Source organism: Kitasatospora sp. NPDC096077 (assembly GCF_040303245.1).
Taxonomy (GTDB): Bacteria; Actinomycetota; Actinomycetes; order Streptomycetales; family Streptomycetaceae; genus Kitasatospora.
This window is the reverse complement of sequence record NZ_JBEOSV010000006.1, coordinates 41,525-67,263: the sequence shown is the minus strand read 5'-3', so window position 1 is coordinate 67,263 and position 25,739 is coordinate 41,525. Positions and strand designations below refer to the sequence as shown.

General features: G+C 76.5%; 9 protein-coding genes. 5 read left to right on the top strand and 4 right to left on the bottom strand.

Annotated elements, in window-relative coordinates:
- Positions 1–5: 5 nt before the first annotated feature.
- The 3 genes from ABTZ03_RS08495 to ABTZ03_RS08485 all read left to right on the top strand — a co-directional run bounded on the left by ABTZ03_RS08495 (position 6) and on the right by ABTZ03_RS08485 (position 20,842).
- A complete protein-coding gene (locus ABTZ03_RS08495; protein ID WP_350512115.1) occupies positions 6–19,940 on the top strand; it encodes a non-ribosomal peptide synthase/polyketide synthase in 19,935 nt (6,644 codons plus the stop codon).
- Between the two features lie 57 nt (positions 19,941–19,997).
- Positions 19,998–20,201, top strand: coding sequence for an MbtH family protein (locus ABTZ03_RS08490; RefSeq protein WP_350512114.1), 204 nt, complete (start codon positions 19,998–20,000; stop codon positions 20,199–20,201).
- Positions 20,202–20,329: 128 nt separating this feature from the next.
- The gene (locus ABTZ03_RS08485) at positions 20,330–20,842 is read left to right on the top strand and encodes a GNAT family N-acetyltransferase (RefSeq protein ID WP_350512113.1); all 513 of its coding nucleotides are present in this window, start codon (positions 20,330–20,332) and stop codon (positions 20,840–20,842) included.
- A gap of 59 nt (positions 20,843–20,901) precedes the next feature.
- On the opposite strand, the gene ABTZ03_RS08480 is transcribed toward ABTZ03_RS08485, so the two are convergent.
- Genes ABTZ03_RS08480 through ABTZ03_RS08470 form a run of 3 tightly spaced genes read right to left on the bottom strand, consistent with a single transcriptional unit; the run spans position 20,902 to position 23,424 of the window.
- Positions 20,902–21,408, bottom strand: coding sequence for a hypothetical protein (locus ABTZ03_RS08480; protein WP_350512112.1), 507 nt, complete (start codon positions 21,406–21,408; stop codon positions 20,902–20,904).
- Between the two features lie 49 nt (positions 21,409–21,457).
- Positions 21,458–22,825, bottom strand: a complete 1,368-nt coding sequence (locus tag ABTZ03_RS08475) for an MFS transporter (protein WP_350512111.1) — start codon at positions 22,823–22,825, stop codon at positions 21,458–21,460.
- The gene (locus ABTZ03_RS08470) at positions 22,822–23,424 is read right to left on the bottom strand and encodes a TetR/AcrR family transcriptional regulator (RefSeq protein ID WP_350512110.1); all 603 of its coding nucleotides are present in this window, start codon (positions 23,422–23,424) and stop codon (positions 22,822–22,824) included. The genes ABTZ03_RS08475 and ABTZ03_RS08470 overlap by 4 nt, the downstream gene beginning before the upstream one ends.
- A gap of 73 nt (positions 23,425–23,497) precedes the next feature.
- Here ABTZ03_RS08470 and ABTZ03_RS08465 point away from each other — a divergent pair, with 73 nt between their 5' ends.
- Complete coding sequence (locus ABTZ03_RS08465; RefSeq protein WP_350512109.1) at positions 23,498–23,683, top strand: hypothetical protein; 186 nt, start codon at positions 23,498–23,500, stop codon at positions 23,681–23,683.
- A 39-nt stretch (positions 23,684–23,722) separates the two neighbouring features.
- Here ABTZ03_RS08465 and ABTZ03_RS08460 read toward each other — a convergent pair whose 3' ends face one another.
- Complete coding sequence (locus tag ABTZ03_RS08460) at positions 23,723–23,899, bottom strand: antitoxin (RefSeq protein WP_350512108.1); 177 nt, start codon at positions 23,897–23,899, stop codon at positions 23,723–23,725.
- Between the two features lie 225 nt (positions 23,900–24,124).
- On the opposite strand from ABTZ03_RS08460, the gene ABTZ03_RS08455 reads away from it, so the two are divergent.
- Positions 24,125–25,675 (top strand): M28 family metallopeptidase, encoded by a 1,551-nt coding sequence (locus ABTZ03_RS08455; protein WP_502894418.1) that lies wholly within the window; start codon positions 24,125–24,127, stop codon positions 25,673–25,675.
- Positions 25,676–25,739 lie beyond the last annotated feature (64 nt).

Below are 25,739 nucleotides of genomic sequence, written 5' to 3'. Positions count from 1 at the left end.
CGACCATGACGCCTTCGAAGCGAGACCGCGCGGCCGCGCTCCCCGCCGACCTGCGGGAGGCGCTCCGGCTCCGGCTGGCCGGACGGTCCGGCACCACCGCGGCCATCCCGCGCGCCGACCGGACCCGACCGCTGCCGCCGTCCTCCGTCCAGCAGCGGCTGTGGTTCCTGGACCGGCTGCGGCCCGGCGACCCGCGCTACAACAGCGCGCTGGCCGTCCGCCTCACCGGAGCGCTGGACGGCGCGGCGCTGGCCGGGGCGCTGGCCGCCGTGGTGGCCCGGCACGAGGCGCTGCGGACCGTCTTCGAGGAGGTCGACGGGCGCCCGGTGCCGACCGTCCGCCCGGCCGGACCGGTACCGGTGCGCGAGGCCGAGCCGGACCCGGCGGACGGCCTGGCGGCGCTGCTGCTCGCCGAGTACTCCCACCCCTTCGACCTGCGCCGGGGACCGCTGCTGCGCGCCCTGCTGGTGCGCGAGTCGGAGCACTCGCACGTGCTCCAGCTGACCGCGCACCACATCGTCACCGACGGCTGGTCGATGGGCGTCGTCCTGGACGAACTGTGCACCGCCTACGCGGCCCTGGCCCGGGGCGCCGAACCGGAGCTCGCACCCGTCGCCGTCCAGTACCCGGACTTCGCCGCCTGGCAGCGCGAGCAGCTCTCCGGCGCCCGACTGGACGCCCAACTCGCCCACTGGAAGGGCAAACTGGACGGCGCCGTGCCGCCCGAACTGCCGCTGGACCACCCCCGGCGCGGCGAGGAGGCCGGCCCCGGCGCCGTGCACGCCTTCACCGTCCCCGCCCCGCTCACCGCCCGGCTGCGCGCCCTCGCCGGCGAGCGGCACGGCACCCTCAACACCGCCCTGGTGGCGGGCGTCCAGGCGCTGCTGGCCCGCTGGTCCGGCCAACAGGACATCACCGTCGGCTCGCTGACGCCCGGCCGCTCCCGCACCGAACTGGAACGCGCCGTCGGCTGCTTCGTCAACACCGTGGTGCTGCGCACCCGGGTCGACCCGGCCGACTCCTTCCGCACCCTGCTGGCGGCCGCCGCCGAGACCGGCAACGACGCCCTCGCACACGGCGACACCCCCTTCGAGCGGATCGTCGAGGCGGTGGCCGCACCCCGTGAGGCGGGCCGCAACCCGCTGTTCGACGTGCTGGTGCTGCTGCACCCCGCACCGCCCGTGGCCGCCGCCCCGGAGGGCACCGCGATCACCCCGGTCGAGGTGCCCCGACAGGCCGCCACCTTCGACCTGAGCGTCGAGTTCGTGCCGACCGGCGAGGAGGGCGAGGAGCTCACCGGCCTGCTGGAGTACCGCGCCGACCTCTTCGACCCGGCCACCGCCCGCCGCGCCGCCGACCAACTGCTGCGCCTGCTGGCCGGCGCCGCCGCCGAACCCGACCGCCCGCTCGGCATCCTGCCGCTGCTCTCCCCGGAACAGACCCGGCAGGTCACCCGGGACTGGAACGCCACCGAGCTGCCCGTCGAACCCGCCCTGTACCCCGAACTGCTGCGCCGCCGGGCCGAGTCGACCCCGCAGGCCCCGGCCCTGACCGCCGGTGACACCGTGCTCGACTACGTGGCGCTCAACACCCGGGCCAACCGGCTGGCCCACCGGCTGATCGCCCGCGGCATCGGCCCCGAGCGGCTGGTCGCCCTGCATCTGCCGCGCACCGCCGACATGATCACCGCGATCCTCGCGGTCTGGAAGACCGGCGCCGGCTACCTGCCGCTGGACCTCTCGCTGCCCGCCGAACGCGTCGACTACCTGCTGGAGGACGCCCGCCCGGCGCTCGTCCTGGACGAGGCGGCGCTGCGCGCCCTGGCCGCCGACGGGCCGGACACCGACCCCACCGACGCCGACCGGACCGTCACCGACCGGACCGCCACCGACCCCACCGACGCCGACCGGACCACCCCGCTGGACCCCGAGCACACCGCCTACGTGCTCTACACCTCGGGCTCCACCGGCCGCCCCAAGGGCGTCGCCGTCCCGCACCGCGCCCTGGTCAACCTGCTGGCCGCCCACCGCGCCGGCTTCGTCGCCGACGCGGGCGGCGGCCCGCTGCGGGTCGCGCTGACCGCCTCGTTCTCCTTCGACACCTCCCTGGAGGGCGTGCTGCTGCTGGCCGACGGCCACCCGCTGCACCTGGTGGACGAGACCACCCGGATGGACCCGGCCGCCCTGGTCGAGTACGTCGTCCGGCACCGGATCGACTTCCTCGACCTCACCCCCTCCTACCTGCGCCAACTGCTGCCCGCCGGACTGCTGGACGACCCCCGGCACCGCCCCCGGGTGCTGATGCTCGGCGGCGAGGCGGTCGGCCCCCGGCTCTGGCGCGAACTCGCCGCCCACCCGGACACCGCCGCGTACAACTACTACGGGCCCACCGAGGTCACCGTCGACGCGCTGGCCCACCGGATCGCCGCCGCGGACCGCCCGCTGGTCGGCCGCCCGCTGCCCAACCTCCGGGCGTACGTCCTGGACGACCGGCTCCAGCCGGTGCCGCCCGGCGTCAGCGGCCAGCTCCACCTGGCCGGCGCCCAGGTCGCCCGCGGCTACGCGGGCCGCCCCGGGCTGACCGCCGCCCGGTTCACCGCCGACCCGTACGGGCCGCCCGGTACCCGGATGTACCGCACCGGCGACCTGGCCCGCTGGACCGCCGACGGCCGGCTGGAGTACCTCGGCCGCGCCGACGACCAGGTCAAGGTGCGCGGCCACCGGATCGAGCCCGGCGAGATCGAGGCCGCGCTGCTCGACCTGCCCGGGGTCGCCGCGGCCGCCGTCGCCGCTGGGCCGGACGCCCACGGCCACACCCGGCTGGCCGCCTACCTGGTGCCCGCCGAGGCGGCGGAGCTCCCCGCCGCCGAACTGCGGGCCGCACTGCGCCGGGTGCTGCCCGACCACCTGGTGCCCTCCTCCTTCACCACCCTGGCCGCCCTGCCGCTCACCACCAGCGGCAAACTGGACCGCCGCGCCCTGCCCGCGCCCCGACTGGGGGAGGGCGAGGCCGAGTTCGTCGCCCCGCGGACCCCGGCGGAGCGGACCCTGGCCGAGATCTGGGCCGAGGTGCTGGGCGTGCCGAGGGTCGGCGTCACCGACAACTTCTTCGCGCTCGGCGGCGACTCCATCCTGAGCATCCAGGCCGTCTCCCGGGCCCGCGCGGCCGGCCTGCGGATCGGCTCCCAGGACGTCTTCCGCCACCAGACCGTCGCCGACCTGGCCGCCGCCGCCCGCCCGGAGACCGGCCCCGCCGCCGCGACGCAGCGGATCGACGGACCGGCCCCGCTCACCCCGGTCCAGGAGTGGTTCCTCGCCACCCACGGCCCGCTGCGCCACTACGCCCTGTCGATGCTGCTCGACCTGCCGCGGCGACTCGACGAGGCCGCCCTGGAATCGGCGCTGCGGGCCCTGCTCGCCGCCCACCCGGCGCTGCGCACCCGCTTCACCCGGGACGGGGACGGCTGGCGGCAGGAGCCGGTCGACACCCCGCCCACCCGGCTGCTCGACAGAGCCGACCCGGCCCGCGACCGGGCCGAGACCGCCGACGCCGCCCGCGCCGGACTGGACCCGGCCGCCGGCACCCTGCTGCGCGCCGTGCTGTTCCCGCGAACCGGGGACGAACGTCCGCAACTCCTGCTGGCCGCCCACCACCTGGCGGTGGACAGCGTCTCCTGGCGGGTGCTGCTCGCCGACCTGGAACGCGCCTACCGGCAGGCCGAGTCCGGCGCCGAACCCCGGCTGGAGGCCGAGCACACCCCGTTCACCACCTGGGCGCACCGACTCGCCGCCCACGTCCGGTCCGGCGGCCTCGACCGGGACCTGCCGTACTGGACGGAGGCCACCCGGCAGCCGGCCCACCCGTTGCCCGTCGACCACCCCGGCACCCCGACCGCCGGCTCCGTCCGCACCCTGCGCACCCGGCTGGACCGGGCCGCCACCGAGGCCCTGCTGCGCAAGGTCCCGGAGGCCTACCGCACCCAGGTCAACGACGTGCTGCTCAGCGCCCTCGGCCGGGCCCTCGCCGACTGGACCGGCACCGGGCGGGTGACCGTCGCCCTGGAGGGCCACGGCCGAGAGGAGCTGTTCGACGGCCCCGACCTGGCCCGGACCGTCGGCTGGTTCACCACCCAGTACCCGGTCACCCTCACCCCGGCCGGCCCGGCCGACGCCCCCGACTGGGCCGCCACCCTCAAGCAGGTCAAGGAGCAGCTGCGGGCCGTCCCGCACCGCGGCCTGGGCTACGAGGCGCTGGCCCGGCTGCGCGACGGCGACCCGGCCGCCCTCGCCCTGCGCGAGCTCCCGCTGCCCCAGGTCTGCTTCAACTACCACGGCCAGTGGACCGCCCCCGCGAGCGGCGACTTCGCCCCCGCCGGGCCGGCCCCCGGCCGCGACCACGCCCCCGACGAACCGCTCGACCACCTGCTGGACATCTCCGCCGTGATCGCCGACGGCGAACTCGAACTGACCTGGCACTACAGCGAACAGGTGCACCGGACCGCCACCGTCCAGGCCCTCGCCGAGGCCGTCGGCCACGCCCTGACCGCCGTCATCGCGCACTGCACCGCCCCCGGCACCGGCGGCCGCACCCCCGCCGACTTCCCGCTCGCCGGGCTCGACCAGGCCGCGCTGGACCGGATCGTCGGCGACGGCCGGGACGTCGAGGACCTGCTGCCGCTCACCCCGCTCCAGGAGGGCATGCTCTTCCACCGCCTGGTCGGCGGCCCCGACGACGTCTACCTGGACCAGGCCGCCCTGCTGCTGGAGGGCGTGACCGACCCGCAGGCGCTCGCCCTCGCCTGGCAGCGGGTCGCCGACCGCACCCCCGCGCTGCGCACCTCGGTGCTCTGGGAGTCCGTCCCCGCCCCGCTCCAGCTGGTGCGCCGGGGCGTGCGGCTGCCCGTCATCCACCACGACCTGCGGGCGCTCGACCCGGAACAGCGCGCCGACCGGCTGGACCGGCTGCGCGCCGAGGACCTCGCCGCCGGCCTGGACATCGCCGTCGCGCCGCTGACCAGGCTCACCATGGTCCAACTGCCGGACGCCCGACTGCAGTTGCTCTGGACCTCGCACCACCTGATCCTGGACGGCTGGAGCCTCGCCCAGGTGCTCACCGAGGTGTTCGAGGAGTACGCCGCGCTCACCACCGGCGCCGCGCCCACCCCGGCGGTGCGCCGCCCCTTCGGCGACTACGTGCGCTGGCTGGCCGGGCAGGACACCGAGGCCGCCCGGGCGCACTGGCGGGCCGTGCTGGCCGGCTTCGCCGGTGCCACCCCGCTGCCCGTCGACCGCCCCCGGCGCGAATCGCACCGGGCCCGCTCGGCCGACAGCCACCGGGCCGGCCTCTCCGAGGAGGTGTCCGAGCGCCTCGCCGACACCGCCCGCCGGGCCGGACTGACCCTGGGCACCGTGGTGCAGGGCGCCTGGGCGCTGCTGCTCTCCCGCTACGCGGGCGAGCCGGACGTGCTGTTCGGCACCACGGTCTCCGGCCGCCCCGAGGAACTGCCCGGGGTCGAGTCGATGATCGGCATGTTCATCAACACCCTGCCCACCCGGGTCCGGGTGGAGAGCGGCCGCACCGCCGCCGACTGGCTGCGCGCGCTCCAGGAGGACCAGGCCGGGGCCCGGCGGCACGCCGCCGTCTCGCTCGCCGAACTCACCGGCTACAGCGGGGTGCCGTCCGGCGGCGCGCTGTTCGACAGCATCCTCGCCTTCGAGAACTACCCCTTCGACGACGCCCGCGCGGCCGGCACCGGGGTGCGCCTGGTCGAGGTCGGCTCGCGGGACGCCACCAACTTCCCGCTGGTGCTCCGCGCCTACCAGGGGGAACGGCTCGGCTTCGACCTCGCCTACGACCCGGAGCTGTTCGACGCCGGAACCGTCCGCGAACTCGCCGGGCGGCTCTGCCTGCTGCTCACCGACCTCGCCCGGGGACTGGACCGCCCGCTGCGCGCGCTGGCCTGGACCACCGCCGAGGAACGCCGGCGGCTGCTGGCCGAGCACAACGGCACCGCCCAGGGCCGGCCCGACCGCACCCTGGTCGACCTGTTCGAGGCGCAGGCCGCCCGCACCCCGCACGCCCGGGCCGTCACCTGCGGCGCGGAACACCTCGACTACGCCACCCTGGACGACCGGGCCACCCGGCTCGCCCACCGGCTGGCCGGACTCGGCGCCGGGCCGGAGCGGTTCGTCGCCCTCGCGCTGCCCCGGACGGCCGAGCTGGTGGTGGCCGTCCTCGCCGTCCTCAAGACCGGCGCGGCCTACCTGCCGCTCGACCCGAAGCTGCCCGCCGAACGCCGCGCCGAACTGCTCGCCGACGCCGCCCCGGTGGCCCTGGTGACGTTCGCGGACGAGCCCGCCTCCGTCCCCGTGCTGTCGCCGACCGACTCCGAGCCGACCGACTCCGAGCCGGCCGACTTCGGCGCGCTCGGCCCCGGCGCGCTCGGCCCCGCCCACCGCCCGCTGCCCGACAGCCCCGCCTACGCCATCTACACCTCCGGCTCCACCGGCCGCCCCAAGGGCGTCGTCGTCCCGCACGCCAATGTGGTCCGGCTGTTCGAACAGACCCGGGAACTCTTCGACTTCGGCCCCCAGGACGTCTGGACGCTGTTCCACTCCTACACCTTCGACTTCTCGGTCTGGGAGCTGTGGGGCCCGCTGCTGCACGGCGGCCGACTGGTCGTGGTGCCCGAGGACACCGCCCGCTCCCCGGAGGAGTTCCTGCGGCTGCTCGCCGACGAGGGCGTCACCGTGCTCAACCAGACCCCGTCCGCGTTCCACCCGCTGGTCCGCGCCGACGCCGAACACCCCGAGCTGTCACGGCGGTTGGCGCTGCGCACGGTGGTCTTCGGCGGCGAGGCGCTGGACGCCACCCGGCTCACCGACTGGTACGCCCGGCACCCGCAGAGCGCGCCGCGGCTGGTGAACATGTACGGCATCACCGAGACCACCGTGCACGTCACCCACGCCGAACTCGGCCCGGCCACCGCCGCCGCGGGCGGCCCGGCCCCGATCGGCGACGGCCTGGCCGACCTGCGGCTCTACCTGCTGGACGGCGACCTCGCGCCCGTCCCGGCGGGCGCGGTCGGCGAACTGTACGTGGCGGGGGAGGGCCTGGCCCGCGGCTACCTCGACCGCCCCGGCCTGACCGCCGGCCGCTTCCTCGCCGACCCGTACGGGCCGCCCGGCACCCGGATGTACCGCACCGGCGACCGGGCCCGCCGCCGGGCCGACGGCACCCTGCACTACCTGGGCCGGGCCGACCAGCAGGTCAAGATCCGCGGCTTCCGGATCGAACCCGGCGAGATCGAGGCCGCCCTGCTCACCCACCCCGGCGTCGGCCAGGCCGCCGTCGGCGTGCACCAGGACCCGGCCGGCACCCGCCGGCTGGTCGCCCACGTCGTCGCCGCGGAGGGGACGGCCGAGCCGCCGTCCGCCGCCGAGCTGCGCGCCCACCTGGAACGGCTGCTGCCCGCCTACCTGGTGCCCGCCGCGTACGTCCCGATGGCGGCCCTGCCGCTCACCCCCAACGGCAAGCTCGACCGGCGCGCGCTGCCCGCGCCCGGCCCCCAGGGCTACGCGACCGCGGCCGGCCGCGACCGCACCGCCCCGCACACCCCGGCCGAGCAGCTGGTCGCCGCCGCCTGGGCGGAGGTGCTGGACACCGCCGAGGTCGCCGCCGAGGACGACTTCTTCGCCCTCGGCGGCGACTCCATCCTCGCCGTCCGCGCCACCGCCCGGCTGCGCGCCGCCTTCGGACGGGCCGACCTGACCCCCCGGCTGCTGTTCGACCACCCCGTGCTGGCCGACCTGGCCGCCGCCCTCGGGACGCCCGCGGCGGCCCCCGGCGCGGCCGTCATCCCGGTGGTCGACGACCCGGACGCCGAACCGCCGCTCTCCTACGCCCAGCAGCGGCTCTGGTTCCTGGACCGCTTCGCGCCCGGCGACACCGCGTACACCACGCTGTCCGTGCTGCGACTGCGCGGAACGCTCGACCGGGACGCGCTGGGCGCGGCCCTGGACGGCCTGGTCGTGCGGCACGAGGCGCTGCGGACCACCTTCGCCGAGCGGGACGGCCGGGCCCGGCAGGTGGTGCACCCGCCGTACCCGGTCGAACTGCCCGTCACCGACCTCGACCCGGCCGACCTGGACGCCCTGCTGGAACGGACCGCCGACACCCCCTTCGACCTGGCCGCCGGCCCGCTGCTGCGCGCCCGGCTGGTCCGCACCGGGGAGCGGGAGCATGTGCTCGTCCTGGCGGTGCACCACATCGCCACCGACGGCTGGTCGATCGGCGTGCTCGGCCGCGACCTCGCCGAACTGTACCGGGCCGCCGTCGCCGGCCACCGTCCCGAACTGCCCGAACTCCCGGTCCGCTACACCGACTTCGCCGCCTGGCAGCGCGCCCGCGGCGACCGGTCCGAGGCCGAACTCGACCACTGGCGCGAGCTGCTGGCCGACCTTCCGCCGCTGGAACTGCCCACCGACCGCCCCCGCCCGGCCGTCCGCGGCACCGACGGCGCGCTGGTCACCTTCGCCCTGTCCGCCGAGCTGACCGCCCGGCTGCGCGAGCGCGGCCGGGAGGCCGACGGCACCCTCTACACCGTGCTGCTGGCGGCCTGCCAGGTGCTGCTGGCCCGCTGGTCCGGGCAGCAGGACCTCGCGGTCGGCACCGTCACCTCGGGCCGCGACCAGGGCGAACTCCACGACGTGGTCGGGATGTTCGTCAACACCCTGGTGCTGCGCGGCCGGGTCCGCCCGGAACTGCCGTTCCGCGCCCTGCTGGCCGAGGCCCGGGACACCGTGCTGGACGCGCTCGCCCACCAGGAGGTGCCCTTCGAACGGCTGGTGGACGCCCTCCAGCCGGAACGCGACACCAGCCGCACCCCGCTGTTCCAGGTCATGGTGGCCCTGCACAACCTCGGCGCCGAGCCGCCCCGGCTGCCCGGCCTGGAGGCGGAGCCGATCACCCCGCCGATCCGCCACGCCACCTTCGACCTCTCCTTCGACTTCGTCGAGACCGACGGCGGCCTGACCGGCCACCTGGAGTACAGCACCGGGCTGTTCGACGCCCGCACCGCCGAGCAGCTCGCCGCCCGGCTGACCGTGCTGCTGACGGCCGTCGCCGACGGCCCGGACACCCCGGTCGGCGCGCTGCCGCTGATGACCGCCGAGGAACGGGACCGGGCCGTACGGCTGGGCCGCGGCGAACCGCTGCCCGCGGAACCGGACACCGTGTTCCCCGCCCTGTTCGAGGCCCAGGCCGCCCGCACCCCGGGGGCCACCGCCCTGGTCGCCCGGGACGCCACCCTCGACTTCGCCGCCCTCAACGCCCGGGCCAACCGGCTCGCCCGCCACCTGGTCGCCCTCGGCGCCGGCCCGGAACGGCTGGTCGCCGTCCGGCTGCCGCGCACCGCCGACCTGGTGGTGGCGCTGTTCGCGGTGCTCAAGGCGGGCGCCGCCCTGCTCTTCGTCGACCCGGAGCTGCCCGAGGAGCGCGCCGCGCTGCTGCTCGACGACGCCCGGCCGCACACCGTGCTCACCGAGCAGGACCTGCCCGGGGTGCCCTGGGCGACCCTGCCCGGGCACGACCTGACCGACGCCGAGCGGACCGCCCCGCTGCGGCCGGAGCACACCGCCTACGTCATCTTCACCTCCGGCTCGACCGGCCGCCCCAAGGGCGTCGCCGTCGAGCACCGCCAGCTGGTCCACCTCTGCCGCGACCACCGGCACGGCCTGGTCGCCCCGCACACCGCCGAGGGCGAGCGGCTGCGGATCGCGCTCAGCGCCTCCTTCTCCTTCGACACCAGCTGGGAGGGCCCGCTGCTGCTCGCCCTCGGCCAGGAACTCCACCTGGTCGACGAGGACGTCCGGCTGGACCCGCAGGCCTTCTGCGCCCTGGTCGCCGACCGGCGGCTGGACCTGGTCAACGTCACCCCGTCCTTCCTGCGCGAACTCACCGCCGCCGGGCTGCTCGCCCCCGGCCGCCACCACCCGCGGCTGCTGCTGGTCGGCGGCGAGGCCGTCCCCGCCGCCACCTGGCGGCAACTGGCGGCGGTGAAGCAGGAGTTCGGTGTCACCGCCTACAACGTGTACGGCCCCACCGAGACCACCGTGGACGCCACCTGGGCCCGCTGCGCGGACCACCCCGCCGGCCCGGTCATCGGCCGCCCCGGCCGGGGCCTGACCGCCCACCTGCTGGACGGCGCGCTGCGCCCGGTGCCGCCCGGGATGCCCGGGGAGCTCTACCTGGCCGGCCCGCAGGTCGCCCGGGGCTACCTCCACCGCCCCGGACTGACCGCCACCCGCTTCCTCGCCGACCCCTACGGCCCGCCCGGCGCCCGGATGTACCGCACCGGGGACCGCGCCCGCTGGACCGCCGCCGGACAGCTGGAGTTCCTCGGCCGGGCCGACGACCAGGTCAAGATCCGCGGCTTCCGGATCGAGCCCGGCGAGGTGGAGGCCGCGCTGCTGGCCCACCCGGACCTCGCCGACTGTGCGGTGGCCGCCCGCGAACACGCCGGGCGCACCCTGCTGGTCGGCTACCCGGTGCCGGCCGCCGACCGGGTGCCGCCCGCCGAGGAACTGCGGGCCTGGCTGCGCCGCACCCTGCCCGACCACCTGGTGCCCACCGCCTTCGTCCCGCTGGCCCGGATCCCGCGCACCGCCGGCGGCAAGACCGACCGGCGCGCGCTGCCCGCCCCGCCCGCCCAGCCCGACCGCGCCACCCCGTACGTCGCCCCGCGACCCGGCACCGAGCAGCGGCTCGCCGCGATCTGGGCCGAGGTCCTCGGGGTGGCCCGGGTCGGCGCCCGGGACAACTTCTTCGCCCTCGGCGGCGACTCCATCCTGAGCATCCAGATCGTCTCCCGGGCCCGGGCCGCCGGGCTGGCGCTGACCACCAAGGACGTCTTCCGGCACCAGAGCGTCGCCGAACTCGCGCTCGTCACACGGGAAGTGACGGAACATCAGGAGGAGGCGGAGCCCGACCGGGCACCGCTCACCCCGATCCAGCACTGGTACCTGGACGCCCGCCGCCCCGGCGAACCGCTGCGCTTCAGCATGACCCAGCGCCTGGAACTGGCCCCCGACACCGACCCGACCGCCCTGGGCGCGGCCGTCCTCGCCCTGGTCCACCGGCACCCGGCGCTGCGCACCCGCTTCGGCCGGGACGGGTCCGGCTGGTACCAGGAGGTCCAGGAGCAGCTGCCCGACGACCTGTTCACGGTGAGCAGCCCGGACCCCGCCGCGCTGGAGGCCGAGGTGCAGCGCGCCACGGACGAGGCCCAGCGCTCCCTCGACCCCGTCCGGGGCCGGCTGATCCGCGCCCTGTTCTTCGACGCCGGCCCGCAGCGGCCCGGCCAACTCGTGCTCACCGTCCACCACCTGGCCGTGGACGGGGTCTCCTGGCGGATCCTGCTGGCCGAGCTGGAGACCGGCTACCGCACCGCCCGGACCGGAGCCGCGATCGAACTGCCGCCGGAGGGCACCTCCTACGCCCGCTGGGCCGCCCGGCTGAGCCGGCACACCCGCGCGGGCGCCCTGGACGGCGACACCGGGTACTGGACCCGCACCGGCGCGGCCCCGGCCGACCTGCCCACCGACCACCCCTCGGCCACGACCCCCGGCGCCGCCACCCAGGCCGACGCGGCCACCGTCACCGTCACCCTGGACGAGCCGACCACCGAGGCCCTGCTGCGCGCGGCGCCCGCCGCCTACCGCACCCAGGTCAACGACGTCCTGCTCAGCGCCCTGGGCCGCACCCTGGCCCGCTGGTGCGGCCGGGACACCGTGCTGATCGGCGTGGAGGGGCACGGCCGCGAGGAGCTCCTCGACGGACTCGACCTCTCCCGCACGGTCGGCTGGTTCACCGCCGAGTTCCCGCTCGCCCTGCGCGTCGACCCGGCGGCCGGCTGGCACGACACCCTGCGCGCCGTCAAGGAGCAGCTGCGCGCCGTCCCGCTGCGCGGCCTCAGCCACGGCGCGCTGCGCCACCTCCACCCCGACGGCCCGCTCGCCGGGGCGGCCGTCCCGCGGATCGGCTTCAACTACCACGGCCGCTTCGACACCGCCGCCGGCGCCGACGGCCTGGTCCGCGGCCCGCTGCCGCCGGCCGGACGCGACACCGACCCGGACGAGCCGCGCCCCTACCTGCTGGAGGTCACCGGCGCGGTCCAGGACGGCCGGCTCGAACTGGGCTGGACCTACTCCCCGGCGATCCACGACGAGGCCACCGTGCGCGGCCTCGCCGAGGGGATGCGCACCGCCCTGCGCGAACTGGCCGAGCACTGCGCCCGCCCCGACGCGGGCGGCCGCACCCCCTCCGACTTCCCGCTGGCCGGGCTGGACCAGACGCGGCTGGACCGGCTGGTCGGTGACGGCGGCGCCGTCGAGGACGTGCTGCCGCTGACCCCGCTGCAGTCCGGCATGCTCTTCCACGGCCTGGTGGACACCGACGGCGCCTACGTCGACCGGATCGCGGTCCGGCTGGCCGGGGTCGCCGACCCGCAGGCCTTCGCCGCCGCCTGGCAGCGGGTCGCCGACCGCACCCCGGCGCTGCGCTCCGCCGTCCACTGGCGCGGGCTGCCGCACCCCGTCCAACTGGTCGCCCGGCACGCCGCCCTGCCCGTCCGCCACCTCGACCTGCGCCACCTCGACCTGGGCCCGGCGGCGCCGGAGCAGCTGGCCGCCGAGACCGAGCGGCTGCTCGCCGAGGAACGCGCCACCCCGCTGGAGCTCACCACCGCGCCGCTCACCCGGCTCGCCCTGGCCGCCCTGCCGGGCGAGGAGGTGCTGCTGCTCTGGTCCACCCACCACCTGATCCTGGACGGCTGGAGCACCGGCCAGCTGCTCACCGAGGTGTGCGAGGAGTACGCCGCGCTGACCGGCGGCCCGCAGGCACCCCGACCGGTCCGGCGGCCGTTCGCCGACTTCCTCGGCTGGCTGCGCGAGCAGGACACGGTGGCCGCCGAGGCCCACTGGAGCACCGAACTCGCCGGGTTCACCGCCCGCACCCCGCTGCCGTACGACCGCCGGCCGGCCGAGGCCCACCGGGCCCGCTCCACCGCCGCCGTCCACCGCGAACTGGACGAACCGCTCTCCGCCCGGCTGCGCGAGCACGCCGCCGCCGCCGGACTGACCGTCAACACCGTGGTGGAGGGCGCCTGGGCGCTGCTGCTCGCCCGGCACGGCGGCGGCGAGGACGTGGTCTTCGGCACCACCGTGTCCGGGCGCCCCGCCGAACTGCCCGGCGTCGAGGCGATGATCGGCCTGTTCATCAACACCGTCCCCACCCGGGTGCGGCTTTCCCCCGGCGGCGTGCTGCCCTGGCTGCGGGAGCTCCAGGACCGGCAGAGCGAGGCCCGCCGGTTCGACCACCTGGCCCTGCCCCGGATCCAGGCGCTCGGCGAACTCCCCTCCGGGGAACCGCTGTTCGACAGCATGCTGGTGTTCGAGAACTACCCCGTCGACGAGTCGGCCGCGGACCGGACCGGGGTCCGGGTGGTCGAGGTGCGCGCCGACGACGCCACCACCTACCCCTGGTGCCTGCGCGCCCACCTGGGCGACCGGCTCGGCTTCGACCTGGCCTACGACCCCGCGCTGTTCGACCCGCGCGCCGCCCGGGACGCCGCCGACCGGCTCACCCTGCTGCTGACCGGCCTCACCGAGGCCCTGGCCGACGGCCGCGCGCTGGACACGCTGGACCCGCTCACCCCGGCCGACCGCGCCCTGCTCGCCGACTGGCGGGCCACCGCCCGCCCGGCCGACCCGCGCAGCCCGCTGACCGTCTTCGCCGAGCAGGCCCGGCGCACCCCCGACGCCCCCGCCGTCCGCGAGGGCGACCGCATCCTGACCTACCGCCGGCTCGACGCCTGGTCCGACCGGCTCGCCGCCCGACTGCTGGCCGAGGGCCCGGCCCCCGAACAGCCGGTCGCGCTGGAGCTGGAACGCTCGGCCGAACTGGTCGTCGCCCAACTGGCCGTGCTCAAGGCGGGCGGCGCCTACCTGCCCGTCGACCTGCGCGCCCCCGAGGAGCGCCGCCGCACCCTGATCGACCGCGCGGGCGCGGCCCGGCGGCTCACCGCCGAGGAGATCACCGCGGCCCGCACCGACCCGGCGCCCCGCGAGCTGCCGCCCGCCGACCCGGACCGGCTGGCGTACGTGATGTACACCTCCGGCTCCACCGGCGAGCCCAAGGCGGTGGCCGTCCGGCACCGCGACATCGCCTCGCTCGGCACCGACAGCCGGTTCGCCGACGGCCGCTGCGCCCGGGTGCTGCTGCACTCACCGGTCGCCTTCGACGCCGCCACCTTCGAGGTCTGGGCCCCGCTGCTGACCGGCGGCTGCGTCCTGGTCGCCCCCGCCGGGCCGGTGGACGCCGCCCTGCTGCGCCGCCTCGCCGGACCGGACGGGCCGACCGCGCTGTGGCTCACCGCCGGACTCTTCCGGCTGCTCGCCCAGGACGCCCCGGACTGCTTCGCCGGCCTGCGCACGCTGTGGACCGGCGGGGACGTGGTGCCCGCCGCCGCCGTCCGCCGGGTGCTGGCCGCCTGCCCCGGGCTGACCGTGGTGGACGGCTACGGCCCCACCGAGACCACCACCTTCGCCACCGCCTTCGAACTCGCCGACCCGGCCGCGGTGCCCGACACCGTGCCGATCGGCCGACCGCTGGACGACCGGCGCGTCCACGTCCTGGACCGGCGGCTGCGGCCCGTCCCGCCGGGCTGCGCGGGCGAGCTCTACCTGGCCGGCGAGGGCGTGGCCCGCGGCTACCTCGGCCGCCCCGGCGCCACCGCCGCCCGCTTCCTGGCCGACCCGGACGGCCCGCCCGGCGCCCGGATGTACCGCACCGGGGACCTCGCCCGGCGCCGCCCCGACGGCACCGTGGAGTTCCTCGGCCGGGCCGACGACCAGGTGAAGATCCGCGGCTTCCGGGTCGAACCGGCCGAGGTGGAGGCCGCGCTCGCCGCCCACCCCGGGGTCACCGACGTCGCCGTGGTCGCCCGGACGGACGGGCCCGGCGCCCGGCGGCTGGTCGCCTACCTGGTGGGCGCCGACGGCGCCGTCGACCCCGCGGAACTGCGGGCCTTCGCGGTGCGCACCCTGCCCGACTACCTCGTCCCCGCCGCCTTCGTCCCGCTCGCCGCCCTCCCGCTCAGCCGCAACGGCAAGGTCGACCGGGCCGCCCTCCCCGCCCCGGAGCAGGAGCACGCCGCCGGACCCGCCGAACGGGTCGAACCGCGCACGGACGCCGAGCGCCGCACCGCCGAGGTCTTCGGCGAGGTGCTGGGCATCCGCCCGCCCGGAGTGACCGCCGGCTTCTTCCAGCTCGGCGGCGACTCCATCCTCAGCATCCGGCTCGCCGGCCGCCTCACCGAGGCCTTCGGCACCGAGCTCACCCCCCGCGCGGTGTTCGACCACCCGACCCCGGCCGGACTGGCCGCGCTGCTCACCGCCCGGACGGCGGACCCGGCCCGCCCGGCCGTCGTCCCGGTGCCCCGGGACACCGCCGCACCGATGTCCTACGCCCAGCAACGCCTGTGGTTCCTGGAGGAGTTCGCGCCCGGCGGCGCCGAGTACGTGACCGCCCTCGCGCTGCGGCTGCGCGGCCCGCTGGACACCGACGCCCTCGGCGCGGCCCTGCTCGCCCTGGTGGACCGGCACGAGTCGCTGCGCACCACCTTCGAGAGCGTCGACGGGCAGGGCGTCCAACGCGTCCACCCGCCGCGGGAGCTGCCGCTGCCGCGCCACGACCTCGCCGAACTCCCGGAGCAGGAAAGGGACCCGGAACTGCGCCGGCTGCTCGCCGCCGAACGCGCCCGCCCCTTCGACCTGCGCCGCGGCCCGCTGCTGCGCCCCGCGCTGCTCCGACTCGCCGAGGACGACCACGTCCTGGCGCTGACCCTGCACCACATCATCACCGACGGCTGGTCGACCGCCGTGCTGCTCACCGACCTGGCCCACCTCTACCGCGCCGAACTCGACCCCGCCGAACCGCCGTTGACGCCGCTGCCGGTGCAGTACGCCGACTACGCCCACTGGCAGCGCCGTTCCGACGCCGAGGAACAACTCGACTACTGGAAGCATCAGTTGGCGGGCGTCGAAGCACTCCGGCTGCCGCTCGACCGCCCCCGCCCGGCGGTGCGCACCAGCAACGGCGGCACCGTCCGGCTGGAGCTGCCCGCCGCCACCGCCCGGCGGCTGGCCCGGGTCGGCCGGGACCGGGACACCACCCTGTTCACCACCCTGGTCGCCGCCGCCCAGGCCTACCTGGCCCGGCTCAGCGGCGACCAGGACATCGCCGTCGGCACCGTCACCGCCGGCCGCGAACGCCCGGAGACCCAGCAGCTGATCGGCTTCTTCGTCAACACCCTGGTACTGCGCTCCCGGGTCGACCCCCGGCAGCCCTTCACCGACCTGCTCGCCGAGGTGCGGCAGACCGTCCGGGACGCCTTCGCCCACCAGGACGTGCCCTTCGAGCGGGTGGTCGACGAGGTGCAGCCGGTCCGCGACACCAGCCGCAGTCCGCTGTTCCAGACCCTGGTGGTGCTGCAGAACACCCCGGCGGCCGAACTCGACCTGCCCGGCCTGGCGGTGACGGACGTCGAGACCGACACCACCCGGACCGCCTTCGACCTGGTGCTGGAGTTCGCCCGGGGCGACGAGGGCGCCCTGCACGGCCTGCTCACCTACAACACCGACCTGTTCGAACCGGCCACCGCCGCCCGGATGGCCGAGCAGCTCGCCACCCTGCTGACCGCCGTCGCCGACGGCCCGGACCGCGCCGTCGGCACCCTCCCGCTGGCCGCCGCCGACCGGCTCGCCGCCGAACTCGACCGGGCCCGCGGCGACTTCCCGCCGGTTCCCGAGAGCACCCTGCCCGAGCTGTTCGAACGGCAGGCCGCCCGCACCCCCGACGCCCCGGCCCTGCTCGACACCGACCGCACCCTGAGCTACGCCGAACTGGACCGGGCGGCCAACCGGCTCGCCCACCGGCTGGTCCGCTGCGGCATCGGGCCGGAGCGGCTGGTCGCCCTCGCCCTGCCCCGCTCGGCCGCCGCCGTGGTCGCCCAACTCGCCGTCGCCAAGGCCGGCGGCGCCTTCCTCCCGGTGGACCCGGACTACCCGGCCGCCCGCCGGGAGTTCATGGTCCGCGACGCGGGCGCCGCCGTGCTGCTGGACGACCCCGACCAGGTGTGGTCCGCCGACGGCCCGGACACCCCGCCCGCCCGCGCCCTCACCCCCGCCCACCCGGCGTACGTGGTCTACACCTCCGGCTCCACCGGCACCCCCAAGGGCGTCCTGGTCACCCACGCCGGACTCGCCGCCTTCGCGGCCGCCGCCGCCGACCGGTACGCGGTCGGCCCCGGCGACCGGGTGCTCCAGTTCGCCTCGCCCAGCTTCGACGCCTCCGTCCTGGAACTGTGCATCTCCGTGCTCAGCGGCGCCGCACTGGTCACCGGCGAGGAGGGGCCGCTGGTCGGCGAACGGCTCGCCGAAGCCCTCGCCGGACGGCGGATCAGCCACGCGCTGATCCCGCCGGCCGCCCTCGCCACCCTGGACCGGGAGACCGCGGCCGAACTGCCCGGGCTGCGCACCCTGGTGGTCGGCGCCGAGGCCTGCCCGGCCGACCTGGTCGACACCTGGGCCCCCGGCCGCCGCATGGTCAACTCCTACGGGCCCACCGAGGCCACCGTGGTCGCCACCTGGACCGGCCCGCTGGCCGCCGGCACCGGCACCGCCCCCGCCATCGGCCGCCCCAGCGGCGCCACCCGCGCCTACCTGCTGGACGCCGCCCTGCGGCCCGTCCCGCCCGGCGTCACCGGCGAACTCCACCTGGCCGGCCCCGGCCTGGCCCGCGGCTACCACGGCCGCCCCGGCCTGACCGCCCAGCGCTTCCTGCCCGACCCGTACGGCGCCCCCGGCGACCGGATGTACCGCACCGGGGACCTCGCCCGCCGCGACGCCGACGGCCAACTCCGGTACTGCGGACGGGCCGACGAGCAGATCAAACTGCGCGGCTTCCGGATCGAACCCGGCGAGATCGAGAGCGCGCTGCGCCGCAGCCCGCTGGTCCGCGACGCCGTCGTCACCGTCCGCACCGACGCCCCCGGCGGCGGCCGGCTGGTCGCCCACGTGGTCTACACCGACCCGGCCACCGGCGCCGCCGACCCCGCCGCCACCGCCCTGGAACTGCGCGCCCAGCTCGCCGAGGCACTGCCGCCGCACCTCGTCCCGGCGGTGTTCGTCCCGCTGGAGCGGCTGCCGCTCACCCCGAACGGCAAGACCGACCGGCGCGCCCTGCCCGACCCCGGACCGGTCCAGGCCGCGGCCGGCCCGCACCGCCCGCCGCAGAACGACACCGAACGACGGATCGCCCGGATCTGGGCCGACGTCCTCGGCCTCGAACAGGTCGGCGCCGACGACAACTTCTTCCTGCTCGGCGGCGACTCCATCCTCAGCATGCAGGTGGTCTCCCGACTGCGCCGGGACGGCCTGCACCTGGCCACCCGGGACCTCTTCACCCACCAGACCGTCGCCGAACTCGCCACCGTGGTGCGCAGCGCCCCCGAACGCGCCGACGACGGCCCGGTCACCGGGGCGGTGCCGCTCACCCCGATCCAGGAGTGGTTCCTCACCACCCCGCGCGCCGCCCACCACCACTTCAACCAGTCCGCGCTGCTCGAACTCGCCCCCGACCCCGACCACACCGCGCTGCGCGCCGCCCTGGACGCCCTGCTGGAGCACCACGACGCCCTGCGCATGCGGTTCACCCGGGACGCCTCCGGCTGGCGGCAGTTCAACCCGCCGCCGGCCCCCGGCGAGGACCTGCTCGTCCACCACGACCTGACCGGCCAGTCCGCCGAATCCGCCGACGCGGCCCTCGCCAAGGCCGCCGACGACCTGCACGGCGGCTTCGACCTGGCCGCCGGACCGCTGCTGCGGGCCGCCCTGTTCACCGGCGAGCCGGACCGCCCGCCGCTGCTCCTGCTGGTCGCCCACCACCTGGTGATCGACGCCGTCTCCTGGCGGGTGCTCCGGGACGACCTGGAGAGCGCCTACCAGCAGGCCCGCGAGGGCGGCCCGATCGCCCTGGGGGAGCGCGGCACCTCCTTCCGGGACTGGGCGCAGCGGCTCGCCGGGCACGTCGCCGAGGGCGGGCTCGACCACGAACTGCCGCACTGGGAACAGGCGGTGACCGCCCACGCCGAACTCCCCGGCCGCCCCGCCGAAGCGGCGGGCGCCGAGACCGCGACGGTCACCGTGGAACTCGACGAGGCCGACACCGAGGCCCTGCTGCGCGCCGCCCCCGCCGCCTACCGCACCCGGGTCAACGACGTGCTGCTCGCCGCCCTCGCCCTGGCGCTGGCCCGCTGGACCGGGCAGGACCGGATCCGGCTGGACCTGGAGGGCCACGGCCGCGAGGACCTGCTGGAGGGCGTCGACCTGTCCCGCACGGTCGGCTGGTTCACCACCGTCTTCCCGGTCGCCCTGGACGTCCCCGACCCCGAGCGGCTCGACCCCGACCGGGACTGGCGCGCCCTGGTGAAGGCGATCCGCCGCCAGCTGCGCGCGGTGCCCGGCAACGGGCTCGGCTTCGGCGCGCTGCGCACCTTCGGCCCGCCCGAGGTCCGCGAGCGGCTCGCCGCCGGCGCCCACGGCCAGGTGGTCTTCAACTACCTCGGCCAGTGGGACGCCCGGCCGGACACCCCCGGCGACGGCCTGGTCCGGGCCGAACTCGGCTCCTGCGGCCAGGACCACGACCCCCGGGACGGCGGCTCCCACCCGCTGGAGGTGGTGGGCGCGGCCCAGGGCGGCCGGCTCGCCTTCACCTGGCACCACCGCCCCGCCCTCCACGACCCGGCCGCCGTGCGCCGGGCCGCGGCGGACTTCGCCGAGGCGCTGCGCCAACTCGCCCGGCACGCCCGGCAGTCCCGCTGACCCGCCCGCCCCATCCGTCACGAGACCGACCCATCCATCACGAGAAGGAGCAAGTCCATGGACGAGAACACCCGCTACCAGGTGCTGCGCAACGACGAGGAGCAGTACTCGCTCTGGCCGGTCGACCTGGAGGTGCCCGCGGGCTGGCAGTCCGTCGGCCACGAGGGCACCGAGGCCGAGTGCTCCGCCTACGTCGACGAGGTGTGGACCGACATGCGCCCGCGCAGCCTGCGCGAGCGGATGGAGAACGCCGGCGCCTGACCCGGCACGCCTGACCCCGGCCGCCTGACCCCGGCCGCCTGACCCCGGCCGCCTGACCACGGCCGCCTGACCCCGGGACCCCGCACCACCCCAGGTACTTCCCCGAGTACGTCCCCGAAGGAGCCGCCGTGACCCCCGTGTTGCGCACCGAACGCCTGGAGTTCATCCCGTACAGACCCGAGGACGAGGACGCCTTCGTCGGCCTGCTCCGCAACGCGGAGGTGTGCCGCTGGATGGGCCAGGACCTGGTGCCGGAACCGGAACTGCGCACCCTGTTCCGCGCCATCCTCAGCGAGATCTACCCCCAGGGGCTCTTCGACATCTGGGGCCTGTGGCTGGACGGCGCCTACGCGGGCCACGCGGAGGTGAAGCCGACCGGGAACGTGGACGGCCACGAGCTGGTCGCCGCCCTCGTCCCGGAGTGCTGGGGCCGGGGCCTGGGCACCGAGGTGGTCCGCGGCCTGATCCGCTACGCCGGGGACGAACTCGGCCTCAAGGAGGTCTACGGCCTGGTCGGCGCCGAGAACCGGGCGAGCCTGGCGCTGTGCGAGCGGCTGGGCTTCCGCCACCTGCGCGACTCGGTCGGCGAGGACGGCACGGTGGCCAAGGTGGTGGTGGTCTCCACTGCCGAGGCGGGCTGACACCGGCCGGCCCCCGGCGCGTGCGAGCGCGCCGGGGGCCGGTTCGGGTCCGGTACTCCCTACGTCGGGCCGTCGCCGACCGTCTTGCAGCTGGGGCCGCCCACGCCGGCCCCGAGCGGGGTGCCGCTGCCGTAGTACCAGTCGCTGTGCCCCTGGCAGATGTTGCCCTTCCAGGAGAGGTAGAAGCCGGCCTGGTAGACCTCGCTGCTGGTGCTGTAGATGCTCTGGCTGCCGGCGTCCCACCAGGTGGCACCGGCCGGGCTGCCGGTGTGCATGCCCGGGTCGTTCGACGCGCCGCTGACGATCCAGACCTTGCTGTTGCCGTCCGCGACCTGCGAGACCCACAGGTCCTTGAAGTAGAACTCGGCGTAGGCCCGCTTCTGGCAGAAGTCGTAGCCCTGGTGGAAGGTGCCGAGGTCGTACCCGCCGGTGGTGACGACCTCCATCACGGCACCGACGCTCTCGGTACAGGTGCCCGCCTGCGCAGCGGGCGCCACGGCCAGGCCGACCATCGACCCGGCTGTGAGGGCGGCCGCCGTCAGCGCCGCCCTGATCCTCAACTTCATTTCCCCGCCTAGGTGTTGAAGCTGTAATCGGAGCTTCATGATGGCGGTGCTAGGTCACGTCGGGCAAGGCTCGTGACGCCCGCCCCCGGGGCAGTCGCAGTGCCAGCAGCCCGCCGGCCGCCGCGGTGGCGGCCGTGGCCAGGGCGACCGGGGTGAGGGCCGAGCCCGGGGCGGTGCGGCCGGCCACCGTGGTGGCGAGGGCGATGCCCAGCGCCGGGCCGATGTTCATCACCGTCTGCTGGAGGCCGCCCGCGACCCCGGACTGGGCGGCGGGCGCGGCCTGGACGATGGCCGAGGTGGCGGTGGCCATCACCGCGCCCAGGCCGCAGCCGAGCAGCAGGAAGCAGCAGCCGATCGCGGTGTCGCCGGAGGCGGGGTCGAGCCGGGCGGTGAGCAGGATGCCCGCGGTGATCAGCGCCATCCCCGCCAGCACGGTCCGGCGCACCCCGTGACGCTTCGCCAGCCAGGCCGAGGCGGGCGCGGCGAGGATCATCGTCAGCGCGAGCGGGGCCGCCCGCAGGGCGCTGCGCAGCGGGTCGAGCCCGAGGACGTCCTGGAGGAAGTAGGTGGCCGGGAAGAGCACGCCGAGCACCGCCGCCGAGGCCGCGAGCAGGACGCCGAGGGCGGGCCCCACGGTGGGGGAGCGCAGCAGGGCGGCGGGCAGCAGCGGGTGGGCGGTGCGCCGCTCGTGCCGGGCCAGGGCGAGGGCGGCCAGCGCGGCGACGGCGAGGACCAGGGCGGTGCCGGGCGTCCAGCCGTCGGTGGGCAGGGTCACCAGGGTGTGCACCAGGGCGACCAGGGCCAGGGCGAGCAGGCCCGCGCCCGGCAGGTCCAGGCCGGTGGCGGTCCGGGCGGGTGGGGTGGCGGGCACCGCGAGGGCGGCGAGCAGGGCGGCCGCGGCGGGCAGCAGGCCGAGCAGGAAGACCGCCCGCCAGCCCAGGTGGGTGGTGAGTGCGCCGCCGACCAGCGGTCCGGCGGCCGCGGCCAGGCCGATCGCGGCGGTGCGGGCGGCGATCGCGCCGGGCAGCCGGTCGGCGGGCCGGCCGGCCCGCAGCAGGCCGAGGGTGGCGGGCTGGAGCAGGGCGCCCGCCACGCCCTGGGTGACCCGCAGGGCGATCACCCAGCCGATGCCGGGGGCGACGGCGATCCCGGCCGAGCTCGCGGCGAAGCCCGTCACGCCGAGGACGAAGAGACGCCGGTGCCCGTACCGGTCGCCGAGCCGGCCGGCGAAGACCAGCAGGGCGGCGACGGTGACCAGGTAGCCGGTGCTGGTCCACTGGACGGCGGTGACCGAGGCGTGCAGGTCGCGTTGCAGGGTGGGCTGGGCGACGCTCAGCACCGTGCCGTCGAGGGCGACCAGGACGGCGCCGGTGATGCTGGCAGCGAGGGCGAGCCCCCGGCGGTGCCGCGGGTTCACCGGGGGACCGGGCCGAGGTGGGCGTCCAGGGCGGCGCGCAGCAGCGGTTCGAGGTCGTCGCCGCCGGTGGCCAGCCGCAGGCTGCCCCAGCCGCGCAGTTGGGCGAGGCCGTGCAGGTTGGCCCAGAGGGCGGCGGTGGCGGCGGTCGGGTCCTCCAGGTGCGGATGGACCTCGGCGACCAGCCCGGCGAGGGTGCGGAACAGCGGCAGGGTGGTGTGGCGCAGCTCGGTGCCGCTGCCCTCCAGCAGGTCGTGACGGAACATCAGCTCGAACATGCCGGGGTTGGCGGCCGCGAAGCCGAGGTGGGCGCGGGCCAGCGCCTCGATCCGGGTGCGGGCGCCGGCACCGGTGGTGGCGGCGAGCGCGTCGGCGCCGGCCAGGGCGTCGGTGAGCCGGCCGAAGCCGTGCCGCGCGATGGCGGCGAGCAGTTCCCGGTGGGTGGGGAAGTAGCGGCGCGGCGCTCCGTGGGAGACCCCGGCGTGCCGGGCGATCTCGCGCAGGCCGAGCGCCTGCACGCCGTCGCGGCTCACCAGCTCGACCCCGGCGGCCACCAGGCGGGTGCGCAGGTCCTGGTCGTTCGCTGTGTGGTTCTCGTGCATAGACACTGTCTACCGGATCGCCGTAGACGGTGTCTACTCGCCTCGCCGGGGAGGCGCCGGGCAGAATCGGGGCATGGACGAAGGCGGAGAGTCGGCCTGCTGGCTGGACCGGGTGTGCCCGGAGTGCGGGCGGCTGCGGGACCGGCCGGGCCCGGGGCCGTGCGAGAACTGCGGCTACAGCGGCGAGGACGCCGGGGAAGGCGATGGCGGGGAAGGCGACGGCGGGGAGTCGGCGCGGGAGGGCCGGGGCCGGCGCTGAGCGCCGCCGGTCCCGGCCGGGCGGGACCGCGACCGCGCGCTACTGCGGCGGCTGGTCGCGGAACTGTTCCTTCAGCTTGTCCTGGGCGGTATCCACCTGGCTGCTGTACTTGCCCTGGGTGCGCTCGTCGAAGGCGTCGCCCGCCTTGTCGATCCCCTTCTCGGCCTGGTCCTCGTGCCCTTTGAGCATCTGCTTGAGCTTATCCAGCATGGACATCTGTTCACCCTCCTGGATGAGACGCCCCCACCCCTCCAGGATCACCGCCGACGGCCGCCTCCGCACCTCGCGGCCGCGCGGCGGCCTTGGCAAGGCGGGACGGTTCGGGTCCAATCGTGAGTCCACGGACCGTCGGAAGGAGCCGCCTTGCAGTCGCGCACCGCCCGTCCCACCCACTCCGCCCGCACCCGCACCAGCCGAGCCCGCCGTCGTGCGGGCGCCGCGCTGGCCGTCACCGCGCTGGTCACCCCGGTGTTACTGGTCGGGGCCGGCAGCGCCCAGGCCGATCCGGACCCGGCCCGCCGGGGCGCCAGGCTGGCCGAGCGCCTGGTCGCGGCCAGCAGCGCCGACTCCGCGCACCGCACCCTGGCCGCACTGCAGCGCTTCGCCGACCGCAACGGCGGCACCAGAGCGGCGGGTTCGAAGGGCCACGACGAATCCGCCCGCTACGTCTACGAGCAGGCCCGGCGGGCCGGACTCCTCGTCTCCCGGCAGGAGTTCGAGTACACCTTCTTCGAGGCCCGCTCGGAGCACCTCCAAGTCCTCTCCCCGCAGGCCGAGTCGGTGCCGGTGTCCGCCATGACGTACTCGGTGAGCGGCCCGGACGGGGGCCTGACCGCCGAGTTGGGCGTCGCCCCGGTCGGCGCGGCCACCGGCTGCACGGCCGCCGACTACCCGGCCGGCTCGGTGACCGGCCGGATCGCGCTGATCCGGCGCGGCGGCTGCCCCTTCGCCGACAAGCAGGCGGCCGCGGCGACCGCCGGCGCCGTCGGGGCGCTGATCTACAACAACACCGACGGCGCCCTCAGCGGCACCCTGGGCGAGCCCACCGCCGGGCGGATCCCCACCGGCGGGATCGCCAGGGCGGACGGCGAGGCGCTGGCCGCGAAGGCCGCCGCCGGGCCGGTGCGGGTCGCCCTCGACCTGAAGACCGTCATGGAGCCGCGCAAGACCTGGAACGTCATCGCCGAGACCCGCGGCGGGGACCCGGCGAACACCGTGATGATCGGCGCCCACCTGGATTCCGTCCCGGCCGGCCCCGGTATCAACGACAACGGCTCCGGCACCGCCGGCACCCTGGAGGTCGCCCGGAACCTCGGGGCCCGCCCGGTGAAGAACAAGGTCAGGTTCGCCTGGTGGTCCGCCGAGGAGTTCGGCCTCAAGGGCTCCGAGGCGTACGTGAAGTCGCTCTCCGACGCGGATCGGCAGCGGATCCGGCTCTACCTCAACTTCGACATGATCGCATCCCCCAACTACGCGCAGTTCGTCTACAACGGCTCCGGCAGCACGGGCGGCCCCGCAGGTCCGGAGGGCTCGGCCCAGATCGAACGGGACCTGAACGCGTACCTGGACGGCCGGGGCCTGCCGCACGACCCGACCGCCTTCGACGGCCGCTCCGACTACGGGCCGTTCATCGACGCGGGCATCCCGGCCGGTGGCACCGACACCGGCGCCGAGGTGATCAAGTCCCCCGAGCAGCAGGCCCGTTACGGCGGCACGGCGGGCGCCGCCTTCGACTCCTGCTACCACAAGGCCTGCGACGACCTGGACAACCTCGACCCCGACGTGTTCGACGCCAACATCGACGTGATCGCCCACGCCGTCGGCACCTACGCCTGGGACCTCTCCTCGCTGCGACGGCCGGCGGCGGACGCGCCCGCGGCCCGGCGCCCGGCCGGTCAGCCGACCGCCGGAACGGGTATGAGCACCCCGGGCCGTGCCGGATCGGGCAGTGCCGGCACGAGCGGCGCCGCAGGTCGTGAGGTGACGGCCTGACGCCCGGGTGGGCCCGCTGTCGTCCTCGGGCGGCGGGCCCACCCGCCCGCCGTGCGCGTTCCGT